This is a genomic window from Arthrobacter sp. SLBN-83, from assembly GCF_006715285.1.
Lineage (GTDB): Bacteria > Actinomycetota > Actinomycetes > Actinomycetales > Micrococcaceae > Arthrobacter.
On record NZ_VFMX01000001.1, the window covers coordinates 1,295,888 to 1,317,252 of the forward strand.

Annotated in this window: 25 protein-coding genes and 1 tRNA gene; 19 read left to right on the plus strand and 7 right to left on the minus strand. The window is 66.6% G+C overall.

Annotated features, from left to right (window positions below):
• Positions 1-5 precede the first annotated feature (5 nt).
• From FBY30_RS05935 to FBY30_RS05970, 8 genes are all read left to right on the plus strand, one after another.
• Positions 6-1,109 carry an agmatine deiminase family protein gene (locus FBY30_RS05935; protein WP_142131908.1) on the plus strand — a complete coding sequence of 368 codons (1,104 nt, stop codon included), beginning with the start codon at positions 6-8 and terminating at the stop codon, positions 1,107-1,109.
• Positions 1,106-2,881, plus strand: a complete 1,776-nt coding sequence (locus tag FBY30_RS05940) for an amidase (protein ID WP_200830640.1) — start codon at positions 1,106-1,108, stop codon at positions 2,879-2,881. The genes FBY30_RS05935 and FBY30_RS05940 overlap by 4 nt, the downstream gene beginning before the upstream one ends.
• 27 nt (positions 2,882-2,908) lie before the next feature.
• A complete protein-coding gene (locus tag FBY30_RS05945; protein WP_142131910.1) occupies positions 2,909-3,742 on the plus strand; it encodes a pentapeptide repeat-containing protein in 834 nt (277 codons plus the stop codon).
• A gap of 143 nt (positions 3,743-3,885) precedes the next feature.
• Positions 3,886-5,136 (plus strand): D-arabinono-1,4-lactone oxidase, encoded by a 1,251-nt coding sequence (locus tag FBY30_RS05950; RefSeq protein WP_142134958.1) that lies wholly within the window; start codon positions 3,886-3,888, stop codon positions 5,134-5,136.
• Between the two features lie 61 nt (positions 5,137-5,197).
• Positions 5,198-5,542, plus strand: a complete 345-nt coding sequence (locus tag FBY30_RS05955; RefSeq protein ID WP_142131912.1) for a hypothetical protein — start codon at positions 5,198-5,200, stop codon at positions 5,540-5,542.
• Between the two features lie 105 nt (positions 5,543-5,647).
• The gene (locus FBY30_RS05960; RefSeq protein WP_142131913.1) at positions 5,648-5,863 is read left to right on the plus strand and encodes a hypothetical protein; all 216 of its coding nucleotides are present in this window, start codon (positions 5,648-5,650) and stop codon (positions 5,861-5,863) included.
• Positions 5,860-6,996, plus strand: a complete 1,137-nt coding sequence (locus FBY30_RS05965) for a baeRF2 domain-containing protein (protein WP_142131915.1) — start codon at positions 5,860-5,862, stop codon at positions 6,994-6,996. Before FBY30_RS05960 ends, FBY30_RS05965 begins: the two co-directional genes overlap by 4 nt.
• A 45-nt stretch (positions 6,997-7,041) precedes the next feature.
• A complete protein-coding gene (locus FBY30_RS05970) occupies positions 7,042-7,329 on the plus strand; it encodes a hypothetical protein (protein ID WP_142131917.1) in 288 nt (95 codons plus the stop codon).
• 68 nt (positions 7,330-7,397) lie between these two features.
• On the opposite strand, the gene FBY30_RS05975 is transcribed toward FBY30_RS05970, so the two are convergent.
• On the minus strand, positions 7,398-7,931 hold the full coding sequence (locus FBY30_RS05975; RefSeq protein ID WP_142131919.1) for a MarR family winged helix-turn-helix transcriptional regulator: 534 nt from the start codon (positions 7,929-7,931) through the stop codon (positions 7,398-7,400).
• Between the two features lie 274 nt (positions 7,932-8,205).
• On the opposite strand from FBY30_RS05975, the gene FBY30_RS05980 reads away from it, so the two are divergent.
• Genes FBY30_RS05980 through FBY30_RS05990 form a run of 3 tightly spaced genes read left to right on the plus strand, consistent with a single transcriptional unit; the run spans position 8,206 to position 10,189 of the window.
• Entirely contained in the window at positions 8,206-9,099 is an 894-nt protein-coding gene (locus tag FBY30_RS05980; protein WP_142131921.1) for a hypothetical protein, read from the plus strand.
• Complete coding sequence (locus FBY30_RS05985) at positions 9,099-9,530, plus strand: phage holin family protein (protein ID WP_142131373.1); 432 nt, start codon at positions 9,099-9,101, stop codon at positions 9,528-9,530. The genes FBY30_RS05980 and FBY30_RS05985 overlap by 1 nt, the downstream gene beginning before the upstream one ends.
• Positions 9,527-10,189, plus strand: coding sequence for a DUF3618 domain-containing protein (locus FBY30_RS05990; protein ID WP_142131923.1), 663 nt, complete (start codon positions 9,527-9,529; stop codon positions 10,187-10,189). The genes FBY30_RS05985 and FBY30_RS05990 overlap by 4 nt, the downstream gene beginning before the upstream one ends.
• Positions 10,190-10,285: 96 nt before the next feature.
• Here the strand turns inward: FBY30_RS05990 and FBY30_RS05995 are convergent, their stop codons facing one another.
• Complete coding sequence (locus tag FBY30_RS05995) at positions 10,286-11,107, minus strand: LysR family substrate-binding domain-containing protein (RefSeq protein ID WP_200830641.1); 822 nt, start codon at positions 11,105-11,107, stop codon at positions 10,286-10,288.
• Between FBY30_RS05995 and FBY30_RS06000 the strand changes: the two genes are divergently transcribed.
• Complete coding sequence (locus tag FBY30_RS06000; protein WP_142131927.1) at positions 11,070-11,474, plus strand: DUF5997 family protein; 405 nt, start codon at positions 11,070-11,072, stop codon at positions 11,472-11,474. The genes FBY30_RS05995 and FBY30_RS06000 overlap by 38 nt on opposite strands.
• Positions 11,475-11,560: 86 nt before the next feature.
• Here FBY30_RS06000 and FBY30_RS06005 read toward each other — a convergent pair whose 3' ends face one another.
• Positions 11,561-11,941 carry a VOC family protein gene (locus FBY30_RS06005; RefSeq protein WP_142131929.1) on the minus strand — a complete coding sequence of 127 codons (381 nt, stop codon included), beginning with the start codon at positions 11,939-11,941 and terminating at the stop codon, positions 11,561-11,563.
• 162 nt (positions 11,942-12,103) lie between these two features.
• Here FBY30_RS06005 and FBY30_RS06010 point away from each other — a divergent pair, with 162 nt between their 5' ends.
• Positions 12,104-12,733, plus strand: coding sequence for a hypothetical protein (locus FBY30_RS06010; RefSeq protein ID WP_235009352.1), 630 nt, complete (start codon positions 12,104-12,106; stop codon positions 12,731-12,733).
• 54 nt (positions 12,734-12,787) lie between these two features.
• A complete protein-coding gene (locus FBY30_RS06015; RefSeq protein ID WP_142131931.1) occupies positions 12,788-13,396 on the plus strand; it encodes a DUF6919 domain-containing protein in 609 nt (202 codons plus the stop codon).
• A gap of 27 nt (positions 13,397-13,423) precedes the next feature.
• On the opposite strand, the gene FBY30_RS06020 is transcribed toward FBY30_RS06015, so the two are convergent.
• Together FBY30_RS06020 and FBY30_RS06025 are read right to left on the minus strand one after the other, a co-directional pair.
• A complete protein-coding gene (locus FBY30_RS06020) occupies positions 13,424-13,906 on the minus strand; it encodes a pyridoxamine 5'-phosphate oxidase family protein (protein ID WP_142131933.1) in 483 nt (160 codons plus the stop codon).
• 66 nt (positions 13,907-13,972) lie between these two features.
• Positions 13,973-15,364, minus strand: coding sequence for a flavin monoamine oxidase family protein (locus tag FBY30_RS06025; protein WP_142131935.1), 1,392 nt, complete (start codon positions 15,362-15,364; stop codon positions 13,973-13,975).
• Between the two features lie 136 nt (positions 15,365-15,500).
• On the opposite strand from FBY30_RS06025, the gene FBY30_RS06030 reads away from it, so the two are divergent.
• Entirely contained in the window at positions 15,501-16,232 is a 732-nt protein-coding gene (locus tag FBY30_RS06030) for a TetR/AcrR family transcriptional regulator (protein WP_235009353.1), read from the plus strand.
• A gap of 4 nt (positions 16,233-16,236) precedes the next feature.
• On the opposite strand, the gene rlmN is transcribed toward FBY30_RS06030, so the two are convergent.
• A complete protein-coding gene (rlmN, locus tag FBY30_RS06035) occupies positions 16,237-17,472 on the minus strand; it encodes a 23S rRNA (adenine(2503)-C(2))-methyltransferase RlmN (protein ID WP_235009354.1) in 1,236 nt (411 codons plus the stop codon).
• A 150-nt stretch (positions 17,473-17,622) separates the two neighbouring features.
• Between rlmN and FBY30_RS06040 the strand changes: the two genes are divergently transcribed.
• Positions 17,623-18,750 carry an L-talarate/galactarate dehydratase gene (locus FBY30_RS06040; protein WP_142131939.1) on the plus strand — a complete coding sequence of 376 codons (1,128 nt, stop codon included), beginning with the start codon at positions 17,623-17,625 and terminating at the stop codon, positions 18,748-18,750.
• Between the two features lie 23 nt (positions 18,751-18,773).
• Positions 18,774-19,478, plus strand: a complete 705-nt coding sequence (locus FBY30_RS06045) for a FadR/GntR family transcriptional regulator (RefSeq protein WP_142131941.1) — start codon at positions 18,774-18,776, stop codon at positions 19,476-19,478.
• 190 nt (positions 19,479-19,668) lie between these two features.
• Here the strand turns inward: FBY30_RS06045 and FBY30_RS06050 are convergent.
• Positions 19,669-19,751, minus strand: a tRNA-Leu gene (locus tag FBY30_RS06050).
• 394 nt (positions 19,752-20,145) lie between these two features.
• Here FBY30_RS06050 and FBY30_RS06055 point away from each other — a divergent pair.
• Together FBY30_RS06055 and FBY30_RS06060 are read left to right on the plus strand one after the other, a co-directional pair.
• Entirely contained in the window at positions 20,146-20,886 is a 741-nt protein-coding gene (locus FBY30_RS06055) for an FhaA domain-containing protein (RefSeq protein WP_142131943.1), read from the plus strand.
• Positions 20,883-21,365: an FHA domain-containing protein FhaB/FipA gene (locus tag FBY30_RS06060; protein WP_142131944.1), complete on the plus strand. Its 483-nt coding sequence runs from the start codon at positions 20,883-20,885 to the stop codon at positions 21,363-21,365. The genes FBY30_RS06055 and FBY30_RS06060 overlap by 4 nt, the downstream gene beginning before the upstream one ends.

The following is a 21,365-nucleotide window of genomic DNA, read 5'->3' on the forward strand; positions in this document are numbered from 1 at the left end:
AATGAATGGCATTCATTTATTCGACCGTGGTCCCAGGCAACGCCGCCCCTGACCGCGCTGTAACCGATACCGCAACCCACATGCCCGCAGAGTGGGAGGCGCACCAGCGCACCTGGATGGCCTTCCCGCCGCCCAATGACACCTTTGGCGCCGTTGGAAGCTCCACCCTGGACAGGGCACGGGCAGCCTGGACCAAGGTGGCCCGCACCGTTGCCCGCTACGAACCCGTTACCGTCATCGCAGACCCCCGGGACGCCACCGCTGCAAGGGAATGGCTCGGCAGCGGCATCGACGTGGTGGAGGTGCCGCTTGACGACGCCTGGCTGCGGGACAGCGGCCCCACGTTCGTTCACGCCCCGGACGGGACGCTGGCGGCGGTGCACTGGATCTTCAACGGTTGGGGCGCCCAGCACTGGGCGGCCTGGGGCAAGGACCAGACGGTGGCACGCGCAGTAGCGGCAGGAGTGGACGCACCGGTCCGTCCGTCAGCCCTGGTCAATGAGGGTGGCGGCTTCCATGTGGACGGCGAAGGGACCGTGCTGCTGACCGAAACGGTGCAGCTCGACACGGGGCGCAACCCCGGCGCCACCAAAGAATCAGTCGAGGCGGAAATCCACGCAGCCTTGGGCACCACCAAGGCAATCTGGCTGCCGCGCGGACTCACCCGGGACTACGACGAATTCGGAACCCGCGGCCACGTGGACATTGTTGCGGCCTTTGCCGGACCGGGCACCATCCTGCTGCACCGCCAGGACAACCCCGCGCACCCGGACCACGCGGTCTACCTCCAACTGAAGACGGTCCTTGCCGGGCAACTGGACGCCAAGGGGCGGCCGCTGCGCATCATCGACGTCCCCGCACCCACCACGCTCAAGGATGATGAGGGCTGGGTGGACTGGTCCTACATCAACCACTACGTGGCCAACAACGTGGTGGTGCTCTGCAGTTTCGATGATCCCAACGACACCATCGCGGCCGGCATCCTGGAACGCGCCTACCCCGGCCGCACCGTGGAACTGGTGGATGCCCGGGACATCTTCGCCTTTGGCGGCGGCATCCACTGCATCACGCAGCAGCAGCCGGCCCCGCGGGAAGGCGGTGCGGCATGAAGCTCGTAGAGCAGGCGCGGAAGCCGGAGGTGGTGGAAACGTTCGACGTAGTTGAAGCCGGCATCAGCCGGCTCCGGGCAGCCCTGCAGGCGGGTGAAGTCACCAGCGAGGAGTTGGTGCGCCTCTACCTCGAGCGCATCGAGAAGTATGACTCATCAGGCATATGCCTTAATGCACTGGTGGTGATGAACCCGGACGCCATTGCGGAGGCGCGGGCCTCGGACCGGCGGCGCGCGGCCGGGTTCACACTTGGTCCGCTGGATGGCATCCCCTACACGGCAAAGGACAGCTATCAGGTCAAAGGCCTTACCGTTGCTGCCGGCTCGCCGGCCTTCAAGGACCTGGTGGCGCAGCGGGACGCCTTCACCATCGAGCGCCTGCGGGCCGGCGGTGCGGTCCTGATCGGATTGACCAACATGCCGCCCATGGCAAATGGAGGTATGCAGCGCGGGGTATACGGTCGCGCGGAAAGCCCCTACAATGCCGATTTCCTCACCGCCGCGTTCGCCTCGGGTTCGTCCAACGGCTCGGGAACCGCAACCGCGGCCAGCTTCGCTGCCTTTGGCCTGGCGGAGGAGACCTGGTCCTCGGGACGTGCCCCGGCGTCGAACAATGCACTGTGCGCCTACACGCCATCGCGCGGCATCATCTCGGTCCGGGGCAACTGGCCCCTGGTCCCCACCATGGACGTGGTGGTTCCGCACACGCGGACCATGGCGGACCTGCTGGAAGTCCTGGACGCCGTCGTGGCGGACGACCCCCAAACCCGCGGTGACTTCTGGCGTGTCCAGCCCTGGATCCCCGTGCCCAAGGCATCTGCCGTCCGCCCGCCGTCGTACCTTGACCTGGCCGTGCCGGACCCGACCGAGGCTGCGGCCGTCCTCGCGGGCAAACGGCTGGGCATTCCCCGGATGTACATCAATGCCGACCCCGACGCCGGAACAGCTGAGGCTCCAGGCATCGGCGGCCCCACCGGCCAACGGATCGAAACGCGCGCCTCCATCCTGGAGCTGTGGGCTGCGGCCCGCCGTGACCTGGAGGCGGCCGGCGCCGAGGTGGTGGAGGTGGACTTCCCGGTGGTGTCCAACTACGAAGGCGACCGTCCCGGTGCGCCCACCCTTGCCACCCGCGGCCTGGTGTCCCCGGAGTATCTGCGGCACGAGATTGTGGACCTGTCGGTCTGGGCCTGGAATGACTTCCTGGCTGCCAACGGCGACCCACAGCTGAACAACCTCGCCGACGTCAACGGTTCCGCCATCTTCCCCGCTCCGGAAGGCGCGCTGCCGGACCGCTACGACGGATTCGACGACGACATCGCGGACTATCCCGCCTGGATCCGGGAGCACGGCGTTCCGGCCCTCACCGACATCCCGCACCTGGCCGAGGGCCTGGCGGGACTCGAGGAAACCCGCCGCGTGGACCTGGAGGAGTGGATGGAGCGGCTGGGACTGGACGCCGTGGTGTTCCCGGCGGCAGCCGACATCGGCCCGGCAGACGCGGACACCAATGAACGATCGGCGGACATCGCCTGGCGCAACGGCGTGTGGGTGGCCAACGGGAATCTGGTCCCCCGGCATCTGGGCATTCCTACGGTCACCGTTCCCATGGGCCTCGCGGCGGACATCGCGATGCCGGTGGGCCTCACCATTGCGGGCAAGGCGTACAGCGATACGGAGCTGCTCCGATTGGCAGCGGCATTCGAAGCAACGGGCCGGCGGCGCGTTCCGCCGCCGCGCACCACGCCGCCGGGAGCTGAAAAATCGACTGACTGAGCGGCCCGTAGTGGGTAGTCTGGACGCATGGCACGGCCCCTTGCCACCCCGGCCGCCCTGCGGCCTGACTGCTCACGGTGCTTTGCCCTGTGCTGCACGGCGTTTGGGTTCACCCGTTCGGCGGACTTCGCCATCGACAAGCCGCCGGCCAGCCCCTGCCCCAACCTGGCCGGGGACTTTTCCTGCACCATCCATGACAGGCTCCGGCCGCGGGGCTTTGCCGGTTGCACGGCGTTCGACTGCTTCGGCGCCGGACAGGCCGTCAGCCAGGGGCTGTTCCACGGCAGCAGCTGGCGGGACAACCCGGGTTCAGCGCCGGACATGTTCGCCGCCTTCAGGGTCCTGCGCCAGCTGCACGAAATGCTGTGGCACCTGGCGCAGGCGGAGGCAGCGGCGTACAGCCCGGACGCCGCGGACGAGGTGCGCCACCTGCAGGCGAAGGTCCGGGAGGTGGCGGACGGCAACCTTGGGCAGGTCCTCACTGCCGACGTCGGGAGCCTCCACCTGCAGGTGGGCGAAGCGCTGCGGTGGGTCAGCGAGGAGGTCCGCGCCGGGTACTTCGCCGATGGCCCGCAACGCGACGACCTGGCGGCGGGGGCCGACCTGGCCGGCGCGGACCTGCGCGGGTCCGTGCTGTGCGGTGCCGATCTTCGCGGCGCATGCCTGATCGCCGCCGACCTCCGCGGCGCGGACCTGGCGGCGGTGGACCTCCTGGGCTCAGACCTGCGCGATGCAAGGCTCGACGACGCCGACCTCAGCCATTCCCTCTTCCTCACCCAGGCACAAATCGCCGCAGCCCGCGGCAGCGGGTCAACACGCCTCCCCGGCGGGCTTGAACCGCCCACCCACTGGATCGCTTAGGCACCGCCCGGCCCCGGCGCGCCGGCACCAGGCCCAACCCAGTTCCGCCCACCATGTTCAGCCCACTCAGCGGAAGCGCCTTGACAGCCGTGATTGTTAGCGCTGACAGTGGGAGGAAACCGATGCCAAGTGAAAGCCACTCGATGAAGAACTGGGCAGGAAACCTCGAATACTCCTCCGCGGATGTCCGACGGCCGGAATCCGTAGCGGAGCTGGCCGCCATCGTGGCTGAGTCGCCGCGCGTCAAGGCCCTGGGGTCCCGGCACTCGTTCAACCGGGTGGGCGACACGGACGGCGTCCACGTACTCCTCGATGCCCTTCCGCAGCAGGTGGAGCTGGATTCCAGCCGTGGCACGGTGCGCGTAAGCGGCGGGGTGAGCTACGGGGCCCTCTGCCGGACCCTGGAGGAATCCGGCGTTGCCATCCATAACCTCGCCTCGCTGCCGCACATCTCGGTGGCAGGGGCGGTGCAGACCGGAACGCACGGCTCAGGGGTGAACAACCCTTCACTCGCCGGCGCCGTGGAGTCCATCGACCTGGTCCGCGCCTCCGGCGAGCAGGTCACGCTGACCAGGGCGGACGGGGATGAGTTCCTGGCCAGCGTGGTGGGTATCGGGGCCCTCGGCATTGTCACCGGCCTGGAGCTTGCAGTGCGCCCCTCTTTCCGGATGCGGCAGCGCGTCCTGGAGGACCTCCCTTGGGACAATGCCCTTGCGGACTTCAACCACATCGTCTCGTCCGCCTACAGCGTGAGCCTGTTTACCGACTACGCAGGCGACACCGTCAACCAGGTCTGGCTCAAGGCCCTGGATGAGGAGCCGGCGCTTCCCAGCCTGTTTGGGGCAACCGCAGCCCTGCGGCCGCGGCATCCCCTGCCCGACATGTCCGCGGAGAACTGCACGGCACAGCTGGACGAACCCGGGTTGTGGCTGGACCGGCTGCCGCACTTCCGGCACGAATTCACGCCCAGCAACGGAGATGAGCTCCAGAGCGAGTTCATTCTTCCCCTGGAGCACGCCCCCGCCGCCCTCCAGGCAGTCCGCGGGCTGGCCGGACAGCTGTCACCCCTGCTTTTCGTCTCCGAAGTACGCACCGGCGCCGCTGACGAGTTCTGGCTCAGCCCGTTCTACCGGCAGCAGAGCGTGGCGCTGCACTTCACCTGGAAGCCGCTGCAGCCGGAGGTTGAGGCGTTCCTCCCGGTCCTGGAGGACGCCCTGCGGCCTTTCGGGGCCCGACCGCACTGGGGCAAGCTGTTCACCCCCGGCGGGCACGACTGGGAAAGCCTGTACCCGCGCTTCGCCGACTTCCGCTCCTTCGCCGCAGGGCACGATCCTGAGGGCAAGTTCCGGAACGCGCTGCTGGACGGCATCCTGGGCGTCCCGGCCCGCCGGTAGCCGCTGCCGCTTTCCGGAAGCCGCCGGCGGGAGCGAATACGCCCGCCGGTAGGCTGGAGGCATGACCTTTCGTCCCGCCGTCGCCAGCGCCGCTGCCTTGTCCACCGCCTTGTTGCTGCTGACCGGCTGCGGCACTGTCGGGGAGGCTGCCGGCACCGCCGTCAGCGAAGCCGCGTCCAAAGCCGCCTCCAGCGCCGCCCAGGAAGTCACACGGCAAATTTGCGCCGTGGTGGATAACGGCCTGGTCAGCCCTTCGGACCGGCAGGCTTTGGCCGGCCTGGCATCGGCAGCTCGGACGGCAGGAGTCCCAGTGGAAATAACGACGCCGTTGAACCGGATCGCCGAGGCCGGAGACCAGGTGCCGGAAGACTCCGTCCGGGCCTTGAAGGACGCCTGCCACGCCTGAGCGGGAAGGCCCGCCGAACCCCTTTAGCCGCCTGCCCGTTGGTGCTACGGTGAAGTGACGAACTAGTAAGCCTGTGATACTAAATCGCTCGCGAAGGAGATCGTCATGGCAGAACGCGGCAACACCACCCACGGCCAGAATCTGGACGACCAGATGAAGCATGAAGCGCAGGGGGTGGTGCACGGAAACCAGCCCGCCCATGCCGAGGAATGGCGCGAAACAGAGCCTTTTCCGGATGACACGGACCCTGCAGAGGTACGGGAGGCACTGAATCCGGTCGCCTCGCCGAATCCCCTCGCCACCGAGGAGGGGGAACAGTGACCACCAGCCTGCAGAAATATGCCGACCTGTACCGTCGCCCCGGCCCTTGGTGCACCGCCTATGTTCCAGCCGGAACCGGAACGGTGGACTCCCTGGAAGCCGGCGACGTCAGGCCTGGGAACGCGCAGGCCCAACTGGAGGCACAGGGGGCGGCCGCCGCTGACATTGAGGCAATGGAGCAGGCACTCCAGCCGGCAACAGGGCTGCCCGGCCCCGTCTCGAGGTTTGTCCTGGTCCACAGCGGTAAAGCTGAGGTCAACGAGGTACTCCCCGGTGACCTGGTCCTTCCCGAACGGGTGGCCATGGAGCCTGTCCCTGACCTGCTGCCCTTGGTCAAGCACCGGCCGGAAGAACTCCCGTATGTTGTGGCGGAAGTCAGCCGGGAACACGGCGAGATCCGGTTGTACCGGGCCGGTGCCGGGGCTCCCAGCAGCGTGCGGGAAGTGGAAGGCGAGTCCGAAAACATCCACAAGTTCCACGGCGGAGGATGGTCGGAACTGCGGTTCCAGCACCACACCGAGGACGTCTGGCGCCGCAATGCGGATGAGGTGGCGGGCGAGATTGACAGGGTGGCCCGCGCCAGCGGTGCACGGCTCATCGTCCTCGCCGGCGATATCCGGGCCCGCGGCCTGGTCAAGGACAACCTCTCCGAGGCGAGCCAGGCCCTCGTGTCCGAGGTGGATTCCCACACCCATACCGGCGGTGCGGACAGCGCCAACCTGGAGGACCAGGTCAACCAGCGCGTCGCCGAATTGTGGGCTGAGGAACAGCAGACCGTGATGGACAGGCTGGCGGTCCAGGAAGGCCAGGCCAACCCGGAGGCGGCCCATGGGGTGGGAGCAGTGGTGCATGCCCTGCAGCAGGCGCAGGTGGACACCCTGATCCTGGATGACGCAGCCCTGTCCGAACGGACCATGCTGGCCCTGGCCGCTGAACCATGGATCGCCACGGCCAAGGAGCAGGCCCTGGGTGCGGAAGTCCTTGGCGAAGTTCCCGCCCCGGCGGCGCTGCTTCGGGCCGCAGCGCTGACCGACGCCCGCGTCCTCCTGGTCCCGGGGCCGGTACTGCCGGAGGGCGTCCACGTCGCGGCACTGCTGCGCTGGTCCTCGGGACCGCACGTCCCGTCGTCGTAAATCCCTGCTGATCTTTTCGCCGAACCATCGATTGGAAGGTGCACCATGAGCACTGCAGATGAAAACCCGGATGATGTCCTCGACAGCGTAATGGTCCCTGAGGAGGACGCACTTCCCGCTCCCACCCGCACGGGCCACGGCAAGATGCCGGAAGACGTGGACGACGACGATTACCAGAGGGCCGCGGAGCAGGAGCGGGTGGCGGCGGGGCTGGCTGATTATGCCCCCAGCGACGTTCCGCCGGCTACGGATCCATTGCCGCCGGAGGCGGCCGATGCGGCTGACCTTGCACAGCGCGGCCTGCTGGAGGAGGAACCGGAGGACAGAGGTTAAAGAAAAGCAGTGGCCGGCCCATTAGGGCCGGCCACTGCTTTTCCCTCAGTCAGGAACTTCGGGACAGCTCAGTTCTGGCGGGGCTGTTCCCAGCCCCGCATGCCCGCTGCCCGCCCGGTCTGGGGACGATGTCCGGCCCTGTGTTCCGGTGGAGCAAAAGGGACAACGCCGGCATCGCGGCTGAGCGGCACCGCACGGACGAACTTCGTCAGTTCATCCCGGAGCACCTTCCACTCGATGTCCGGATCATCCGGGTAGGCATTGATCTCGGCCTGCCGCGCCGCTTCAACAGCCGCAACCCCGGCATCCGTCAGCTCAACTTTCAGCTGCCGGCGGTCCGAGGCATGGCGGGTCCTGGTAATGAGTCCCGTAGTTTCGAGCCGGGTAAGGACCCGCCCCAGCGTCTGGCTTTGGACCCTGATCGCATCTGCGAGCTGTTCCTGGTTCAGTGGGCCCCCCGTCAGGCCTTCCAATGCAATAACTGCCGCACGGGTGAGGCCAAGGGGGGCCAGTGCATCGTCCTGCCGCCGCTGGATCAGCCGGGCCGCCAAAGTGATCAGGCGGTAGCTGCTCCGGGCGTCCGGATCGAGATTGCTGGTCATCGGCCGCGGCCTTCCTGTAGGTGGCGAAGTGCTGGTCACCCTGCGTCGCTACACCCCTACAATAAGCATGCTTAGCAACATATTCGCAAGTAGGCTTACTATCCGGCAACCCGGCAGCACCTGCACCCGCCTCTCCGAACCCGAAAACGCATGCACTACCCCTTGCAATCGAAATGGGAAGTGTGCTTAGTATCTAATTAGTAACCTTGCTTACTAAGTCGCCAGCACTGCTGGTTCTTGATCGCCAGCTAACCCTTTCTGAAAGAGAGCGAAGATGACAGAGAACCAATGGCCCCAGACCCCGCACACCGGCGCCGACCCGGCCATCACCGATCCGTACGGTGCAACAGAGGTAGCTCCCGGGCAGGCCTCCTATTCTGCAGACCCGGGCGATACCTCGAAGACCCAGGCAGCCAAGGAAGAGGCTTCCAACGTGGCCGGGCACGCTGCATCTGCCGCGCAGGGAGTAGCCGAAACTGCCAAGGGTGAGGCCGCCAACGTGGCACATGAGGCAAAGGCAAATGCGCAGGACCTGCTGCACCAGGCCAAGTCGGGGCTGACCAGCCAGGCCGGCACGCAGCAGCAGAAGGCTGCCGAAGGCATGCGCAACATTTCCAGCCAGCTGCACAGCATGGCCAGCGCGCCGGACCAGCAGGGCGTGGCCAGCGATTTGGTCCGGCAGGCGGCCGAGCGCACCTCCTCGGTGGCGTCCTGGCTGGAGAACCGCGAGCCCGGCGACCTCCTTAACGAGGTCACGCGCTTCGCCCGCAACCGTCCCGGCACCTTCCTGCTCCTCGCCGCAGGCGCCGGCGTCCTGGCCGGCCGCCTCACCCGCGGCCTCACCGCAGGCGCCCCGGAGTCCCAGGGACAGGTGCAGGCAGGCTCGGCCCAGGGCACGGGCCAGCACCGCGCCGTGCAGTCGACTCCGGTAGTGCCGCTGCACCAGGAGACCGTTTACGCCGCCGGCACCGATGACCTCTTTGATGAGCCCGTAGTGGGTGGAGCCCCTGTTTCCACCACCACCCTGCCTTCGGGTACCGCAGAGGAGTCACCGCTTCGGTTCGAGGACGACCCCTACCGGGCCGAAAACGGCGTCTACACCGGTGAAGAGACCTTCGGCAGCGAAGGCACCTCCGGCACCGGCCGTCACGGGACGGGTGGTCTGTGATGAGTAGCCAGATTCCTGAGCCGCCGCCCAGTGCGGCGCATGTGAAAGCGGACAACGCGTCCCTGGGCGATCTGCTCGGGGATGTCACCCGGGACCTGTCCACCCTGATGCGCCAGGAAGTGGAGCTGGCTAAGGCCGAACTCAAGCAATCCACCTCCCGGGCAGGCAAGGGCGCGGGCATGCTCGCCGGCGCCGGCGTGGGCGGACACTTCGTCCTGCTCTTCCTCTCCCTGGCCCTGATGTGGGCCCTGGGCGCCGTCATGGCCCTGGGCTGGGCCGCGCTGATCGTCGCCGTGATCTGGGCGATCATCGCCGCGATCCTGGCCTCGGTAGGCCGCAAGGAACTCAAGCAGATCAAGGGCCTGCCCCAGACAGGGGAAACCCTCTCAGAAATTCCCCCAACCCTAAAACCAGGTGAGGTAAACCGATGAGCGAAAACCCTGACGTCATCCGAGCAGACATTGAAGCCACCCGGGCACGCCTGGGCACCAACGTGGACGCCGTGGCCGACAAAGTCACCCCGTCCAACATCGTCCACCGCCAAACCGACAAAGTCCGCGATGCCGTGACCGGGGTGAAGGAGAAAATCATGGGAGCCGCAGACACCGCCACCACCAAAGTCCACGACACCACCTCCACCGGCGCCGGGCACACCACCAGCGCCATGCACTCGGCCGGGGACAGCCTCCACCAGGCAGGAGACACGGTCTCGGCCAAACTCTCCGACGCCGGCCAGGCAGTCTCCGCCGCCCCGGACCAGGTCAAAGCCAAGACCGCGGGCAACCCCCTCGCCGCGGGGCTGATCGCTTTCGGCGCCGGGCTGCTGGTCTCTTCCCTGATCCCGCCAAGCCAGAAAGAACGCGAAGCCGCGGACCAGCTCAAAACCGCAGCCCAGCCCCTGGCAGCCCAGGTCACCGACGCCGCTAAAACCGTCGCCCAGGACCTGAAGGAACCCGCCCAGGAAGCCGTGGAAAACGTCACGGCCACCGCCACCGACGCCGCCCAAAACGTCAAAACCGAAGGCCAACAAGCCGCCACCGACGTCAAAGACCGCGCCACCGACGCCAAAGACAACGTCCAAAACACCTAGTCTCCGGGGCTAAGCAGGACAAACAATGAAGCCGGACCGCATGTGCGGTCCGGCTTCATTGTTGCCGGCGGCTGAACCGGGCCAGCCAAAACCCGGCTAGCGTTTGCCTTTTTTCCGGGAACCCCGCCCGCGGCCTTTGTCCGGATTGGGCGCATAGCGCTGAGCCACCTTGGGAGCCTTCTTGGCGCCGGTGCCGCGGCGGTCAGGCTTGGGCTCCTTCTTCACCTTTTCCGGCTGGGCGGAGGGCTGCCGCGAGCTCTGGGCGGTGCGGCCGCGAACGATGCCGATGAACTCCTCCAGCACCTCGTCCGTAGCCTCGGTGGGCCAGGCCAGCGCGATTTCCGTCCCGTCGGCGCCGGTCAAACGGCGGGCAACGGTGTCCTTGACGTTGAAATGGCGTGCCACCGCCATGGGGAGGATCACCAGGCCGGCGCCGGCGGCAACCACCTGGAGTGCGGCCTCAGGCCCACCCAACCCGGCCACATCCAGGAACGATTCCTCCGCAAGGTCGGCAAGCGGCACTTCCTCGAACACCGAAATTTCGTGGCCCTTTGCAGCCACCACCACCGGCTGCTCCTCGTAGAGCGGGATCACGCTGAGGCCCTCCCGCTCGATGGGGAGGCGGACAAAGCCCATGTCCGCGCTGCCGTCCTGCAGCGGGCCAAGCTGGGCATCGGCGTCGACCATAAATGCCTGCAGGGGAATATGCGGCATCCGCTCTTCCCACCGGCGGATCCACTTGCCAGGGGTTACCCCGGCCACGTAGGCGATGCGCAGCACCCGCGGGGCCGCCTCTTCCGGGGCGGCGGGGGCGTCGGGCGTGGGGGTATTGTCGGCTGGCACGTCTTCACAGTACCCGCCGCCCGGATACCCTTGAAGCATGACCTCTGCAAACTCCCAGTCCATGAAGCCGGCCACCGTTGCCAAGAAACTTGGCATCTACCTCCCGGCCACGCCGCAGGAGTTCCAGGATTCAACCATCACCCGCGAGGAGTTCGCCGAACTCCAGGCCAACCCGCCGGAATGGCTGGCCGAATTGCGCCGCAACGGGCCGCACCCCCGCCCCGTGGTGGCCCAGAAGCTGAACGTGTCCATCAGCGGCCTGGCGCGCGGGGGCGTGGAAGAGGCGCTGACGACGGCGGAAATCACCGCGCTGCTGCAGGCCCCGCCCCAGTGGCTTGTCACCGAGCGCGCCACGCACGCTGCCGTCCGCGCCGAAGCCCAGCGGGTCAAGGAAGAGGCCGCGCGGAAGCAGGCGAAGAAGGACCGCGCCCAGGCCCAGTAACCGCAGCCGCGTTTCAGAAGCTTGTTCGCCTGTCAGGACCTTGAGCGTCCGGAGTCGCGGACAAGCTTCTGTTGCATCCCGGGGCGTCAGTCCTGGTGGATCTGGACGTAGTTTCCACAGCCGTCGTCGAACACGGCGCTGGTCCCGAACGGATCCGTGGTGGGCGGGGTCTTGAAGGTGACGCCGGCAGCCACCAGCCGGTCGTACTCCGCCTGCACGTCCGGAACCCCGAACACGATGGCCGGCAGCCCGGCCTCGCGCACGGCATTCATGTAGTTGGCGCCGATGGGGTTGTCGCTGGGCTCCAGCAGCAGCCCCACCGAGCTGTCGTCCGCTCCCGGGTCCTTGATGATGTAAAGGTTGTACTCCGGCATGGCCATGAGCGTGTCGAAGCCCAGCGTCCCGGTGTAGAAGGCGTGGGCGGCCGCGGGGTCCTGGACATGGATGCTGCACATTTTGAGTCGCATGGACCCACGGTACCTGCCAGGCCCTGCCCGTTTGCAGTACCTGTTTTCCCTTGTCACCTGCCATTGACGCTGTGCACCGAACACGGTGCAATGGAAAGACCAGCCCGGGCGTTCCGGCCGGGGCCGGGTCTTATGGGGAATGCCGGGCGCCGGAGGTGCAGGATGTCGGTCGCGGAATCGTTGATGCAGGGACTGCTTCATGGTGCGTGGGCGGTCATGCTGTGTGGTCCCGTACTGGTTGCCGGCGTGGGTGCCACCGTTTTTATCGTCCGGCGCCGCGCCCTGGCTCCCAAGGAGACCGCATCCCAAAGGACCGACCAGCTGTTCTGGGACCTGTTCCTGGGTTCCTGTGTGGCCCTTCCCGCGCTGATCATTCCGGCGCTGGTTTCGCCGTGGGCGGGGTTGGTGCTGGCAGGGGCGGCCGCCGCATCAGGTATTGCGGCCTACCGCGGTACTCCAAAGTTCCTGGCCTGGCGTGCAGCCCGCAAGGAGGAACAGCAGCTGGTTGCGGCCCACCGGGAGGCCCGGCTGCAGCATGACGAAATCATGCTGCGGTGGCGGCGCTACGAGCTGGATCCGGCGTGCAGCATCGACTATCCGGCGTTGACCGATGTTCGGCTGCCGGAAACGTCCGCGCTGATCAAGTCCATGCGGGCTGCGGACCAGCTGCGGACCACCGCGCACAAGGGCTATCCGGACGCCGTGGGAAGCCTGGCAGCGTCACTGGCAGCGGCCGAGCGGGCAGCGGGCATTCCGGCTGCCCTGCCCGCCGAGCAGGCCGGCCGAGGTTAACTGCCGTGTCGCCGGCATTGGATCGGCCCCGAGGCCCGGCGATAGCATCCAAAGATGAAGCCTGAGGAACTGCCTGCCCATGACGAGTACGGCCGGCTGCTGGAGGACCGTGGAGTCTGGCGGCAGGCTACTACCCTGGAGGCTGCCGGGGAATTGACCGCCCGGTGGCTGGAGGGTGGGAGTTCATACCAGCCGGGGCATTTCGCCCCCGGTTTTGACACTGAGACCGTCGCACTGGCCGCAGCGTTGGCGGAGCTGAACCGCAACGGGCTGTTCACCAAGGAGTCCCAGCCGGGCATCCTCGCTGACGGCGCCGCGCAGCGGGAGTATGTCACGGGTTTCTGCAGCGCCGGCACCGCTGGTGAACTGCTGGCCCTGTCCACACGCACTGAACTGGTCACCGTGGCCCACGCGCCCGGCGAAGCAAGCAGCGCCGCCATTCCCGTAACCCTGGCGGGCACGGAGGTCACCACGGTGCTTGGTTCCAGCGAGAACCCGGTAGACGAGGCCCAGATCAGGGACTGGGCGGACGAAACCAACGATTCCCTGGCCCTGCTGCTCGCCGACTCCTGGTATGTGGAGATCCTGGATCCGGCGTGGGGGCGGAATGATGTGCTGCTGCCGGCAGTCCTGCAGGCATTGAAAGGGGCGGAGCAGCCTTAGCCGCCCCGCCCCTGCCAATTTTGCGGATTACAGTTCCACAGTGCCGCTTTCGCCAACACTCATCCGATCATGGGTGACTTTGGACTTTACCCACTGAAGCACCGTTGCGGCCGTGCCGCCCGGGCTGCTCCAGTATTCTGCCGAGTCCGAGTCGATGTGCAGCAGGCACACCTCAGGAGTGTCCGGTCCGTCCGGGAACCAAGCTTCGACGGCCTGGTTCCACAGTTCGTGGATCTTTGCGCGGTCCGTGACCACCTGTGCGGTTCCGGCGACGGAAACCCATTCGGTCTTCTTGCCAAAGGAGACGTTGACGCGTGAATCAGCCCGGACATGCGCAACCTGTGAGGTGCCAAGGCCCGTGAAGAACCACATGTCGCCGTCGTCCTTTACCTCCTGGACGGCCAGCGGCCGGCTGACGAGGGCGCCTTCTTCGTTGATGGTGGTGACCATTCCGATCTTGGAATCGTTGATGATCTCCGTAACCTTGCTGATGCTCTGGGCGTCAGTCATGCCTCACCTCGTTCGTTTGAAGTCGGGGACGCTCCCCGCCGCCAGCCTATTAGTAAGCATGCTTATTTACCAGCCGGCAGCCACCGGGACCTTCGCCACCTCTGCGATGCGTGCAGCCGTGATGCGGCCCATGCGGATGGCGCCGTCCACGTGCTGGTACCCCTCGGCCGCCAGGTCGGAAGAGGACCAGTAGATCGGGCCGACAGGTGCGTGCTGGTCCTTGCCGTAGCGATGCAGGCCGCCAAGGTCATAGCTGGAGGCATAGGCGCCGCGGGTCCATTCCTCCGAACCCCAGTCGGACTCGTAGTACACCTCCGGGGTGAGTGCCTCCTCGCCCAGGTAGCCGGCGATGGATTCCAGGATGGCCCTGCGGCGGTCCTCCACGCTGAGTTCAAACATTGCGTCGGCCTTCTCATCCGAGACGAAGCCCACCAGGGTGCCGCGGGGGTCGCCATGGTTGGTGTTGTCGTAGACCTCCTGGACCAGGGCATCGGCGCCGAAGCAGGTGCCGGAGAGCCCCTTGTCCCGCCAAAACGGGGTGCTGTACACGGCGTGGACCTTAATGACCAGGCCCAGCGACTGGTGCTGGTGCATCTGGTGCTGGCGGCGCGGCAGCGGCGGGTTGAAAGAGACGCGGGAGTAGAGGTTTGGCGGCACGGCCATGATGACAAACCGGGCATTCACGGTGGCGCGGTCGGATACAACGGTCACGCGGTGCCCGCCGTCCGCATCCGGCTCCCAGTTAACGGTGCGCACCGGAGAGCCAAGGACGACGTCGTCACCCAGCTCCTGCGCCTGCAGGAGCGACACCTGCTGCATCCCGCCCACTACGCGGCGGTCCAGGATGAAGTCCTCATCCGTCAGGTGGGTAAAGGAGCCGGCCGAGGCCGCCATCAGGACCGCCTGCAGCGCGGAGAAGGCGTGCGCCGGCTTGGTGAGCATGCCGCCGGCAATGAAGAGCCCGATGTTCCTGCAGGCTTCCTCATTTGCCGAGTTCTGCCGGAGCCAGTGATGGAAGGAAATGGTGTCCAGCTCGCGGGCCTTGGGATGGGCCCAGGGTTCGGTGGGGCCGATCTCGGCGGCCAGTCCGTCAAGGAGGGCCACCAGGCGGTCCATTTCGACGGCGGTGTCAGGGTCCACCGGGAAAGTGTCGCCCGTGTAGCGCACGGGGGCGCCGTCCGCGCCAATGTAGATGGACTCGCCGTCCCGGTAGCGCGGGTAGGTCTCGAGGTTCAGTTCTGCCAGCAGTTCCAAAAGGGCAGTCTGGTCCGGTGAGACCCATTGGCCGCCGATTTCGAGCATGGCGCCGTCAACGGTGTCGGTCCAGGTCCGGCCGCCCACGCGGTCGCGGGCCTCGAGCACGGCTACGGTGAGTCCGGCTTTCTTCAGTTCACGGGCGGCGGTGAGTCCGGACGGCCCGGCTCCAACGACCACGACGTCGCGGTTCAGGTTCAGCATGATGTCCTCTCTGCGGGCCCTTGGTGACGGGGACCACTAAATGAATGCCATTCATTTATTAGAACTATAGCTGCTGCCTGCTTAGAGCGGAAGTACCGGATGGAATAATGCAGGGGACACCGACGAAAGGGCAGGAATGCCGGCAGTATCAGCCGCACAGGGACGCACCACCAACAACGGCGGTGTGCAGCGGAGGCGGGCCGGCCGACCGTCGGCGGCAGTGCTGGACAAGTCCGGAATCACGGCAGCCGCGCTGGGGCTGGTGAGCCGCAAGGGTTACGACGGGCTGACCATGGCAGCCCTGGCCAAGGAACTCGACGTGGCACCGTCCGCCCTCTACAACCACGTGGCGTCAAAGCAGGATGTACTCCTCCTGGTGGAGGACCACCTGATGTCACTCGTGGACGTCTCCGGTTTTGGCGGCGGCAGCTGGGAGGAAGCCGTCCGCGCCTGGGCCTGGAGCTACCGGGACGTTTTTGCCGAGCACACTCCGCTGATCCCTGTCATCGCCGTCCTGCCGGTCACCGACGCACCGCAGACGCTTGCGATGTACGAGACTGTCAGCAAGGGATTCTCCGACGCCGGTTTTCCACAGGAGCGCATTGTGCCGGCCATCGTGGCACTGGAATCCTTTATCTTCGGCTCCGCGTACGACGTCACCGCCCCGGAGGACATCTTTGACTCCGGCAGCATGGCCGGGTCCACCCCATATTTCACCGCAGCCGTGCGCAGTTCCTCTGCCGGCCCGGATACAGCTGCGGACCACGGCGGAACCCGCGGGCAGGAACGCGGGCGGCCCGCAGACACGGCCTTCAGCCTGGGGCTGGACGCCTTGATCTCCGGACTGGGGGCCCTGCGCAGCCGGTGACCGGCTAGCTCTCGGCGGCGGCGAGCTGGCCGCAGGCGCCGTCGATTTCCTTGCCGCGGGTATCCCGGAGGGTGCAGGGCACGCCGGTGGCGCGGAGCCGTTCGATGAACTCCTGTTCCACCGCCTTGTCCGAAGCAGTCCAGATGGAGCCAGGAGTCGGATTGAGTGGAATCGGGTTCACATGCACCCAGCCGCGCCCGCGCTGGTTGAGCTTCTTGCCGAGGAGATCAGCACGCCAGGGGTGGTCGTTCATGTCCTTGATCAGCGCATACTCGATGCTGACCCGGCGGCCCGTCTTGCGGTAGTAGTCATAGGCGGCGTCGAGCGCCTCATCCACCTTCCAGCGGTTGTTGACCGGAATCAGTTCGTCGCGGAGCTCGTCGTCGGGGGCGTGCAATGACAGTGCGAACGTGACGGGGAGGTCCTCGTCCGCCAGCTTCCGGATGGCAGGGACCAGGCCGACGGTGGAAACGGTGATGTTCCGGGCGGACATGCCCAGGCCCTCGGGCGCCGGATCCACGAAGCGGTGCAGGGCGGCCATGACGCGCTTGTAGTTGGCCAGGGGCTCCCCCATGCCCATGAAAACAATGTTGGTGACCCGCTCGTCATCGTGCTCCTTCGGGCCCAGGTCACCGGCAGCGATCACCCGGTTCGCCGCAACCACCTGGTCAACGATTTCCGCGGTGGACATGTTGCGGGTCAATCCAGCCTGGCCGGTGGCGCAGAAGGGGCAGTTCATGCCGCAGCCGGCCTGCGACGAAACGCAGAGGGTAATGCGGCCCGGGTAGCGCATCAGGACGGACTCCACCAGGGCGCCGTCGAACAGCCGCCAGAGAAACTTGATGGTATCCCCCTTGTCAGTGCGGTTGCGCCGCACCTCGGTGAGCAGCGGCGGGAACAGCTGGGCGACCAGTTCCTCGCGGCCCGCCTTGGGCAGGTCGCTCATGCGCTCGGGGTCCACCGTCCAGTGCTGGAAATAGTGCGTGGAAAGCTGCTTCGCGCGGAATGCCGGCAGCCCAAGCTCCTTCAGCTTCTCAGCGCGCTCCGCCAGGCTCATGTCCGCCAGGTGCACCGGCGGCTGCTTCACGCGCGGGGACGCGAATTGGAGCAGGGGCCGGCCTTCGACCGTACGTGCCTGCTCCCAGCCCTCGGCAGTGGGGCGGACCTGCGGGCGGGCAGTGCCGGGGGCTGCCTTGGAGGCGCGGACAGGAGCTTCAGGGGAAGGATTGGGGGAAGTCATCCCTACTATCATCCCACGAGCGCAAAACCCAACGGGAATCGCTGAGTGGCGCAGCAATTGGATCATTATGGAACTACTTGTAATACAAGCTGTACACTTATATTGTAAGTATGGGCGCGAAGGAGCCCCATCCCACTTCCAGGAGAACCCATGAGCAGCGTCGATCTGATCCGGCACGTCAAGCTGTCCACCGCCCGACTTCCCCTCGTCGTGCCCATCAGCGACGCCAAAGTGTTCACCGGCCGGCAGAAGCCCATGACTGAGGTGGTGTTCCTGTTCGCGGAAATCACCACCGAACTGGGACATTCCGGTATTGGCTTCAGCTATTCCAAGCGGGCGGGAGGCCCTGCCCAGTACGCCCATGCCAAGGAAGTCGCAGAAGGCCTCATCGGCGAGGACCCCAACGACATCGCCCGGATCTACACCAAACTCCTGTGGGCAGGGGCATCCGTGGGTCGCTCCGGCGTCGCCACCCAGGCCCTCGCCGCCGTCGACATCGCTTTATACGACTTGAAAGCCAAGCGTGCCGGGCTGCCGCTGGCCAAGTTCCTGGGCTCCTACCGGGACTCAGTGCGGACGTACAACACCTCCGGCGGCTTCCTGAATGCCAGCCTCGACGAAGTGAAGGCGCGCGCCACCCAGTCCATCGAGGAGGGCATCGGCGGCATCAAGATCAAGGTGGGCCTGCCGGACAGCAAGGAGGACCTGCGCCGCGTGGCCGGGATCCGCGAACACATTGGTCCGGACGTTCCGCTCATGGTGGACGCCAACCAGCAGTGGGACCGCGCCACCGCCCTGCGCATGGGCCGCCACCTCGAGGAATTCGATCTGGTCTGGATCGAGGAACCCCTGGATGCCTATGACTTCGAAGGCCATGCCCACCTGGCACAGGTCCTGGACACCCCCATCGCCACCGGCGAGATGCTCGCCTCCGTGGCTGAACATAAGGGCCTCATCGCCGCCAACGGCTGCGACATCATCCAACCTGACGCTCCGCGCATCGGCGGCATCACCCAGTTCCTCCGCCTGGCGGCCCTGGCCGACGAGCGTGGACTGGGCCTGGCCCCGCACTTCGCCATGGAAATCCACCTCCACCTGGCGGCCGCCTACCCCCGAGAGCCGTGGGTGGAGCACTTCGACTGGCTGGACCCGCTGTTCAATGAGCGCCTGGAAACCAAAGACGGCCGGATGATCGTTCCGGACCGCCCCGGCCTCGGCGTCACCCTGAGTGACCAGGCCCGCGCCTGGACCACCGAGAGCGTGGAGTTCGGTGCGTAACCCCGAAGCCGTAATCTTTAGCCATGACCCGGAACCTCACCGCGGACCTTGCCGCTGACCTTCGCAACCGAATCGTCGACGGCGTGATCCAGCCGGGTGAAAAGCTCCCCAGCGAGAACACGCTGATCAGCGATTTCGGCGTCAGCCGTACCGTGGTCCGCGCCGCCCTTACCCGGCTGCAGGCGGAGGGGCTGGTTGAAACCGAGCGCGGGCGCGGCAGTTTCGCCCTCACTCCCCCGGCGGACGGGCCCTCGGAGGGTCTAGGGATCCGTCCCGTGGTCACCACCGAGGACAGGCTGCACCTGTTGGCCTTCCGCATGGGAGTGGAGACCGAAGCCGCGGCGCTGGCGGCCCGGAACCGCACCGAGCGGCAGTTAAGGGCTGTGAGCACCGCGTTGGACACCTTTACGGAAAGTTCCGGCCACCCGGCGCACGCCATGAAGGCCGACTTTGAATTCCACCGCGCAGTGGCCGCCGCCTCCGGCAACCCCTATTTCTCCGATTGCCTGGCTGCCCTGGGGCAGACCATGATCGCCATGCCGCGCACCCGCCTGATGACCGGCGTGGAGCATTACGCCCGGGACCACTTCGATCAGGTGGTGCTGGAGCACCGCTCCATCCGGGATGCCATTGCCGATGGTGACGACGCTGCCGCGGCGGCCGCCATGCGCACCCACCTGGCCAACTCACGACGCCGGTTCAAGGCTTCGGCGCGCCCGTCCGCCTAACCGCCGTCCGTTCGCGGCGCGGGCCAGGTGCCCGGCGCACCCGCAAACGGACAATTCACCCTGGAACGCGCGGGTGCAACGTCCACGCGGGGGTGCTGTCTCCGCGGGCGGGTGCATTTACCAGAACCGCTGTGCCATGCGGGGAACGCAAAAGAGCCCCGGTCCAAAGACCGGGGCTCTTTTATCTGCGTGCGCGAGGGGGGATTTGAACCCCCACGCCCTTTCGGACACTGGCACCTGAAGCCAGCGCGTCTGCCGTTCCGCCACTCGCGCGCAACTTCCTTCACTTGACCGACCCGGTTTCCCGTTTCGCGCCTCGTAAAAGCAGCGAGATCAAGCATAACGGACACTTGCCGCAAATTACCAATTGGCCCACACCAGCCCTTCTCAAGGCCGCCCGGGCCGGTGGAAAAACGGCAGGAATCCCGCCGTGGGCGGGTACCCGGAACCTCGGAAAGACAGCGCGACGGCGGGCAGCAAGGCTTCGACGACCGAACTTTCGCCGGCGCCCGGCCGTTGGGGATTAAGGTCATTCACAGGGGTGGCAAGTAGTATCGGATGTAGGAGTGGGCACTGCCGGCGGGTGAACCGCGCTGCGGCTGACTGCCCCGCAGGTGCTGGTCAGCAGCAACTAGTGCCCCGGAGCCGGGGGGAAAGGAGAAGAACCATGGGTCTGCTGGACAAGGTTGAACGTGGCATCGAAAAGGCCGTCCGCGGCGTCTTCTCCACCGGTTCCAAGGCACAGGTGGAACCCGTGGAGATCGCCAGCAGGCTCCGCCGCGAAGTGGACCACAAAGCCCTTACCGTGGCGGCCGGACGCACACTGGTCCCCAACGTCTTCGACGTGCAGCTCAGTGATGACGACTTCGCCCGGGCACAGGAATGGGGCACGCCCCTGGCCGAGGAACTCTGCGACGTGGTGATCAACCACGTCCGGAGCCAGGGCTACATCCTCCAGGGCCCCGTACGGATCTCCTTCCGCCGGGACACGGAGCTGCGTGCCGGTGCTTTCGAAATTGCTTCCACCACCGAAAAGTCCCAAGGTGCGGGCGCGGCCCAGCCGCGGCCCGGCGTACCGGCGGCCCCGAGCCGGCAGCCGGTAAGGCTCCAGCCGGTCCTGGACATCGACGGCCAACGTTATTCGTTGAATGCGCCGTCCATCGTCCTGGGACGGTCGTCCGAGGCGGACATCCACATAGACGACACGGGAGTGTCCCGGCGCCATCTTGAAATCCGCACGGCCAATGGCGTGACCAGCGCCGTGGACCTGGGATCCACCAACGGCAGCTATGTCAATGGCCAAAAGGTCTCCGGGAGCACCGAACTCACAGACGGCTCCACCATCACGATGGGACGGACAAAGATCATTTTCCGCCTGCTTCCTGCCAACCCGGGTGGCCGCGCATGAGCGACCTCACCATCACCGCGCTGCGGTTCGGCTTCCTGCTCCTCCTCTGGGTACTCATCTTCAGCATCGTCTCCGCCATGCGGCGCGACCTCATGGTGGGACGCAAGGCTGCGGCGGGTGCGCCCACCGCCCGGCAGGTCCGGCGGAACCCGGAACTGGCCGAGGCGCCGTCCCAGCCTGTCAAGCAGCAGGCGCGGCAGCTGGTGGTAGTCGAAGGCCCGCTCAAGGGCCGGACCCTGCCGCTGGCCGCCAGCCCCATCCTGCTGGGGCGCGCCCAGGAAGCCACCCTGGTTCTAGAGGACGACTACGCCTCGGGCCGGCATGCCCGGCTCTTCCCGCAGGGCAGCCGCTGGTTCATCGAGGACCTGGGTTCCACCAACGGCACCTACCTGGGAGACCAGCAACTTACCCGTGCCCTGCCGGTTGAGCCAGGGGTACCCGTGAGAATCGGCAAGACGGTCATTGAATTGAGGCCGTAA

Excerpts from the sequence above, each read along its gene's own strand:
- FBY30_RS05935 (WP_142131908.1), top strand. The coding sequence starts at position 6 with ATGGCATTCATTTATTCGACCGTGGTCCCAGGCAACGCCGCCCCTGAC.
- FBY30_RS05940 (WP_200830640.1), top strand. The coding sequence starts at position 1,106 with ATGAAGCTCGTAGAGCAGGCGCGGAAGCCGGAGGTGGTGGAAACGTTC.
- FBY30_RS05945 (WP_142131910.1), top strand. The coding sequence starts at position 2,909 with ATGGCACGGCCCCTTGCCACCCCGGCCGCCCTGCGGCCTGACTGCTCA.
- FBY30_RS05950 (WP_142134958.1), top strand. The coding sequence starts at position 3,886 with ATGAAGAACTGGGCAGGAAACCTCGAATACTCCTCCGCGGATGTCCGA.
- FBY30_RS05955 (WP_142131912.1), top strand. The coding sequence starts at position 5,198 with ATGACCTTTCGTCCCGCCGTCGCCAGCGCCGCTGCCTTGTCCACCGCC.
- FBY30_RS05960 (WP_142131913.1), top strand. The coding sequence starts at position 5,648 with ATGGCAGAACGCGGCAACACCACCCACGGCCAGAATCTGGACGACCAG.
- FBY30_RS05970 (WP_142131917.1), top strand. The coding sequence starts at position 7,042 with ATGAGCACTGCAGATGAAAACCCGGATGATGTCCTCGACAGCGTAATG.
- FBY30_RS05975 (WP_142131919.1), bottom strand. The coding sequence starts at position 7,931 with ATGACCAGCAATCTCGATCCGGACGCCCGGAGCAGCTACCGCCTGATC.
- FBY30_RS05980 (WP_142131921.1), top strand. The coding sequence starts at position 8,206 with ATGACAGAGAACCAATGGCCCCAGACCCCGCACACCGGCGCCGACCCG.
- FBY30_RS05985 (WP_142131373.1), top strand. The coding sequence starts at position 9,099 with ATGAGTAGCCAGATTCCTGAGCCGCCGCCCAGTGCGGCGCATGTGAAA.
- FBY30_RS05990 (WP_142131923.1), top strand. The coding sequence starts at position 9,527 with ATGAGCGAAAACCCTGACGTCATCCGAGCAGACATTGAAGCCACCCGG.
- FBY30_RS06000 (WP_142131927.1), top strand. The coding sequence starts at position 11,070 with ATGACCTCTGCAAACTCCCAGTCCATGAAGCCGGCCACCGTTGCCAAG.
- FBY30_RS06005 (WP_142131929.1), bottom strand. The coding sequence starts at position 11,941 with ATGCGACTCAAAATGTGCAGCATCCATGTCCAGGACCCCGCGGCCGCC.
- FBY30_RS06010 (WP_235009352.1), top strand. The coding sequence starts at position 12,104 with ATGTCGGTCGCGGAATCGTTGATGCAGGGACTGCTTCATGGTGCGTGG.
- FBY30_RS06015 (WP_142131931.1), top strand. The coding sequence starts at position 12,788 with ATGAAGCCTGAGGAACTGCCTGCCCATGACGAGTACGGCCGGCTGCTG.
- FBY30_RS06020 (WP_142131933.1), bottom strand. The coding sequence starts at position 13,906 with ATGACTGACGCCCAGAGCATCAGCAAGGTTACGGAGATCATCAACGAT.
- FBY30_RS06025 (WP_142131935.1), bottom strand. The coding sequence starts at position 15,364 with ATGCTGAACCTGAACCGCGACGTCGTGGTCGTTGGAGCCGGGCCGTCC.
- FBY30_RS06030 (WP_235009353.1), top strand. The coding sequence starts at position 15,501 with ATGCCGGCAGTATCAGCCGCACAGGGACGCACCACCAACAACGGCGGT.
- rlmN (WP_235009354.1), bottom strand. The coding sequence starts at position 17,472 with ATGACTTCCCCCAATCCTTCCCCTGAAGCTCCTGTCCGCGCCTCCAAG.
- FBY30_RS06040 (WP_142131939.1), top strand. The coding sequence starts at position 17,623 with ATGAGCAGCGTCGATCTGATCCGGCACGTCAAGCTGTCCACCGCCCGA.
- FBY30_RS06045 (WP_142131941.1), top strand. The coding sequence starts at position 18,774 with ATGACCCGGAACCTCACCGCGGACCTTGCCGCTGACCTTCGCAACCGA.
- FBY30_RS06055 (WP_142131943.1), top strand. The coding sequence starts at position 20,146 with ATGGGTCTGCTGGACAAGGTTGAACGTGGCATCGAAAAGGCCGTCCGC.
- FBY30_RS06060 (WP_142131944.1), top strand. The coding sequence starts at position 20,883 with ATGAGCGACCTCACCATCACCGCGCTGCGGTTCGGCTTCCTGCTCCTC.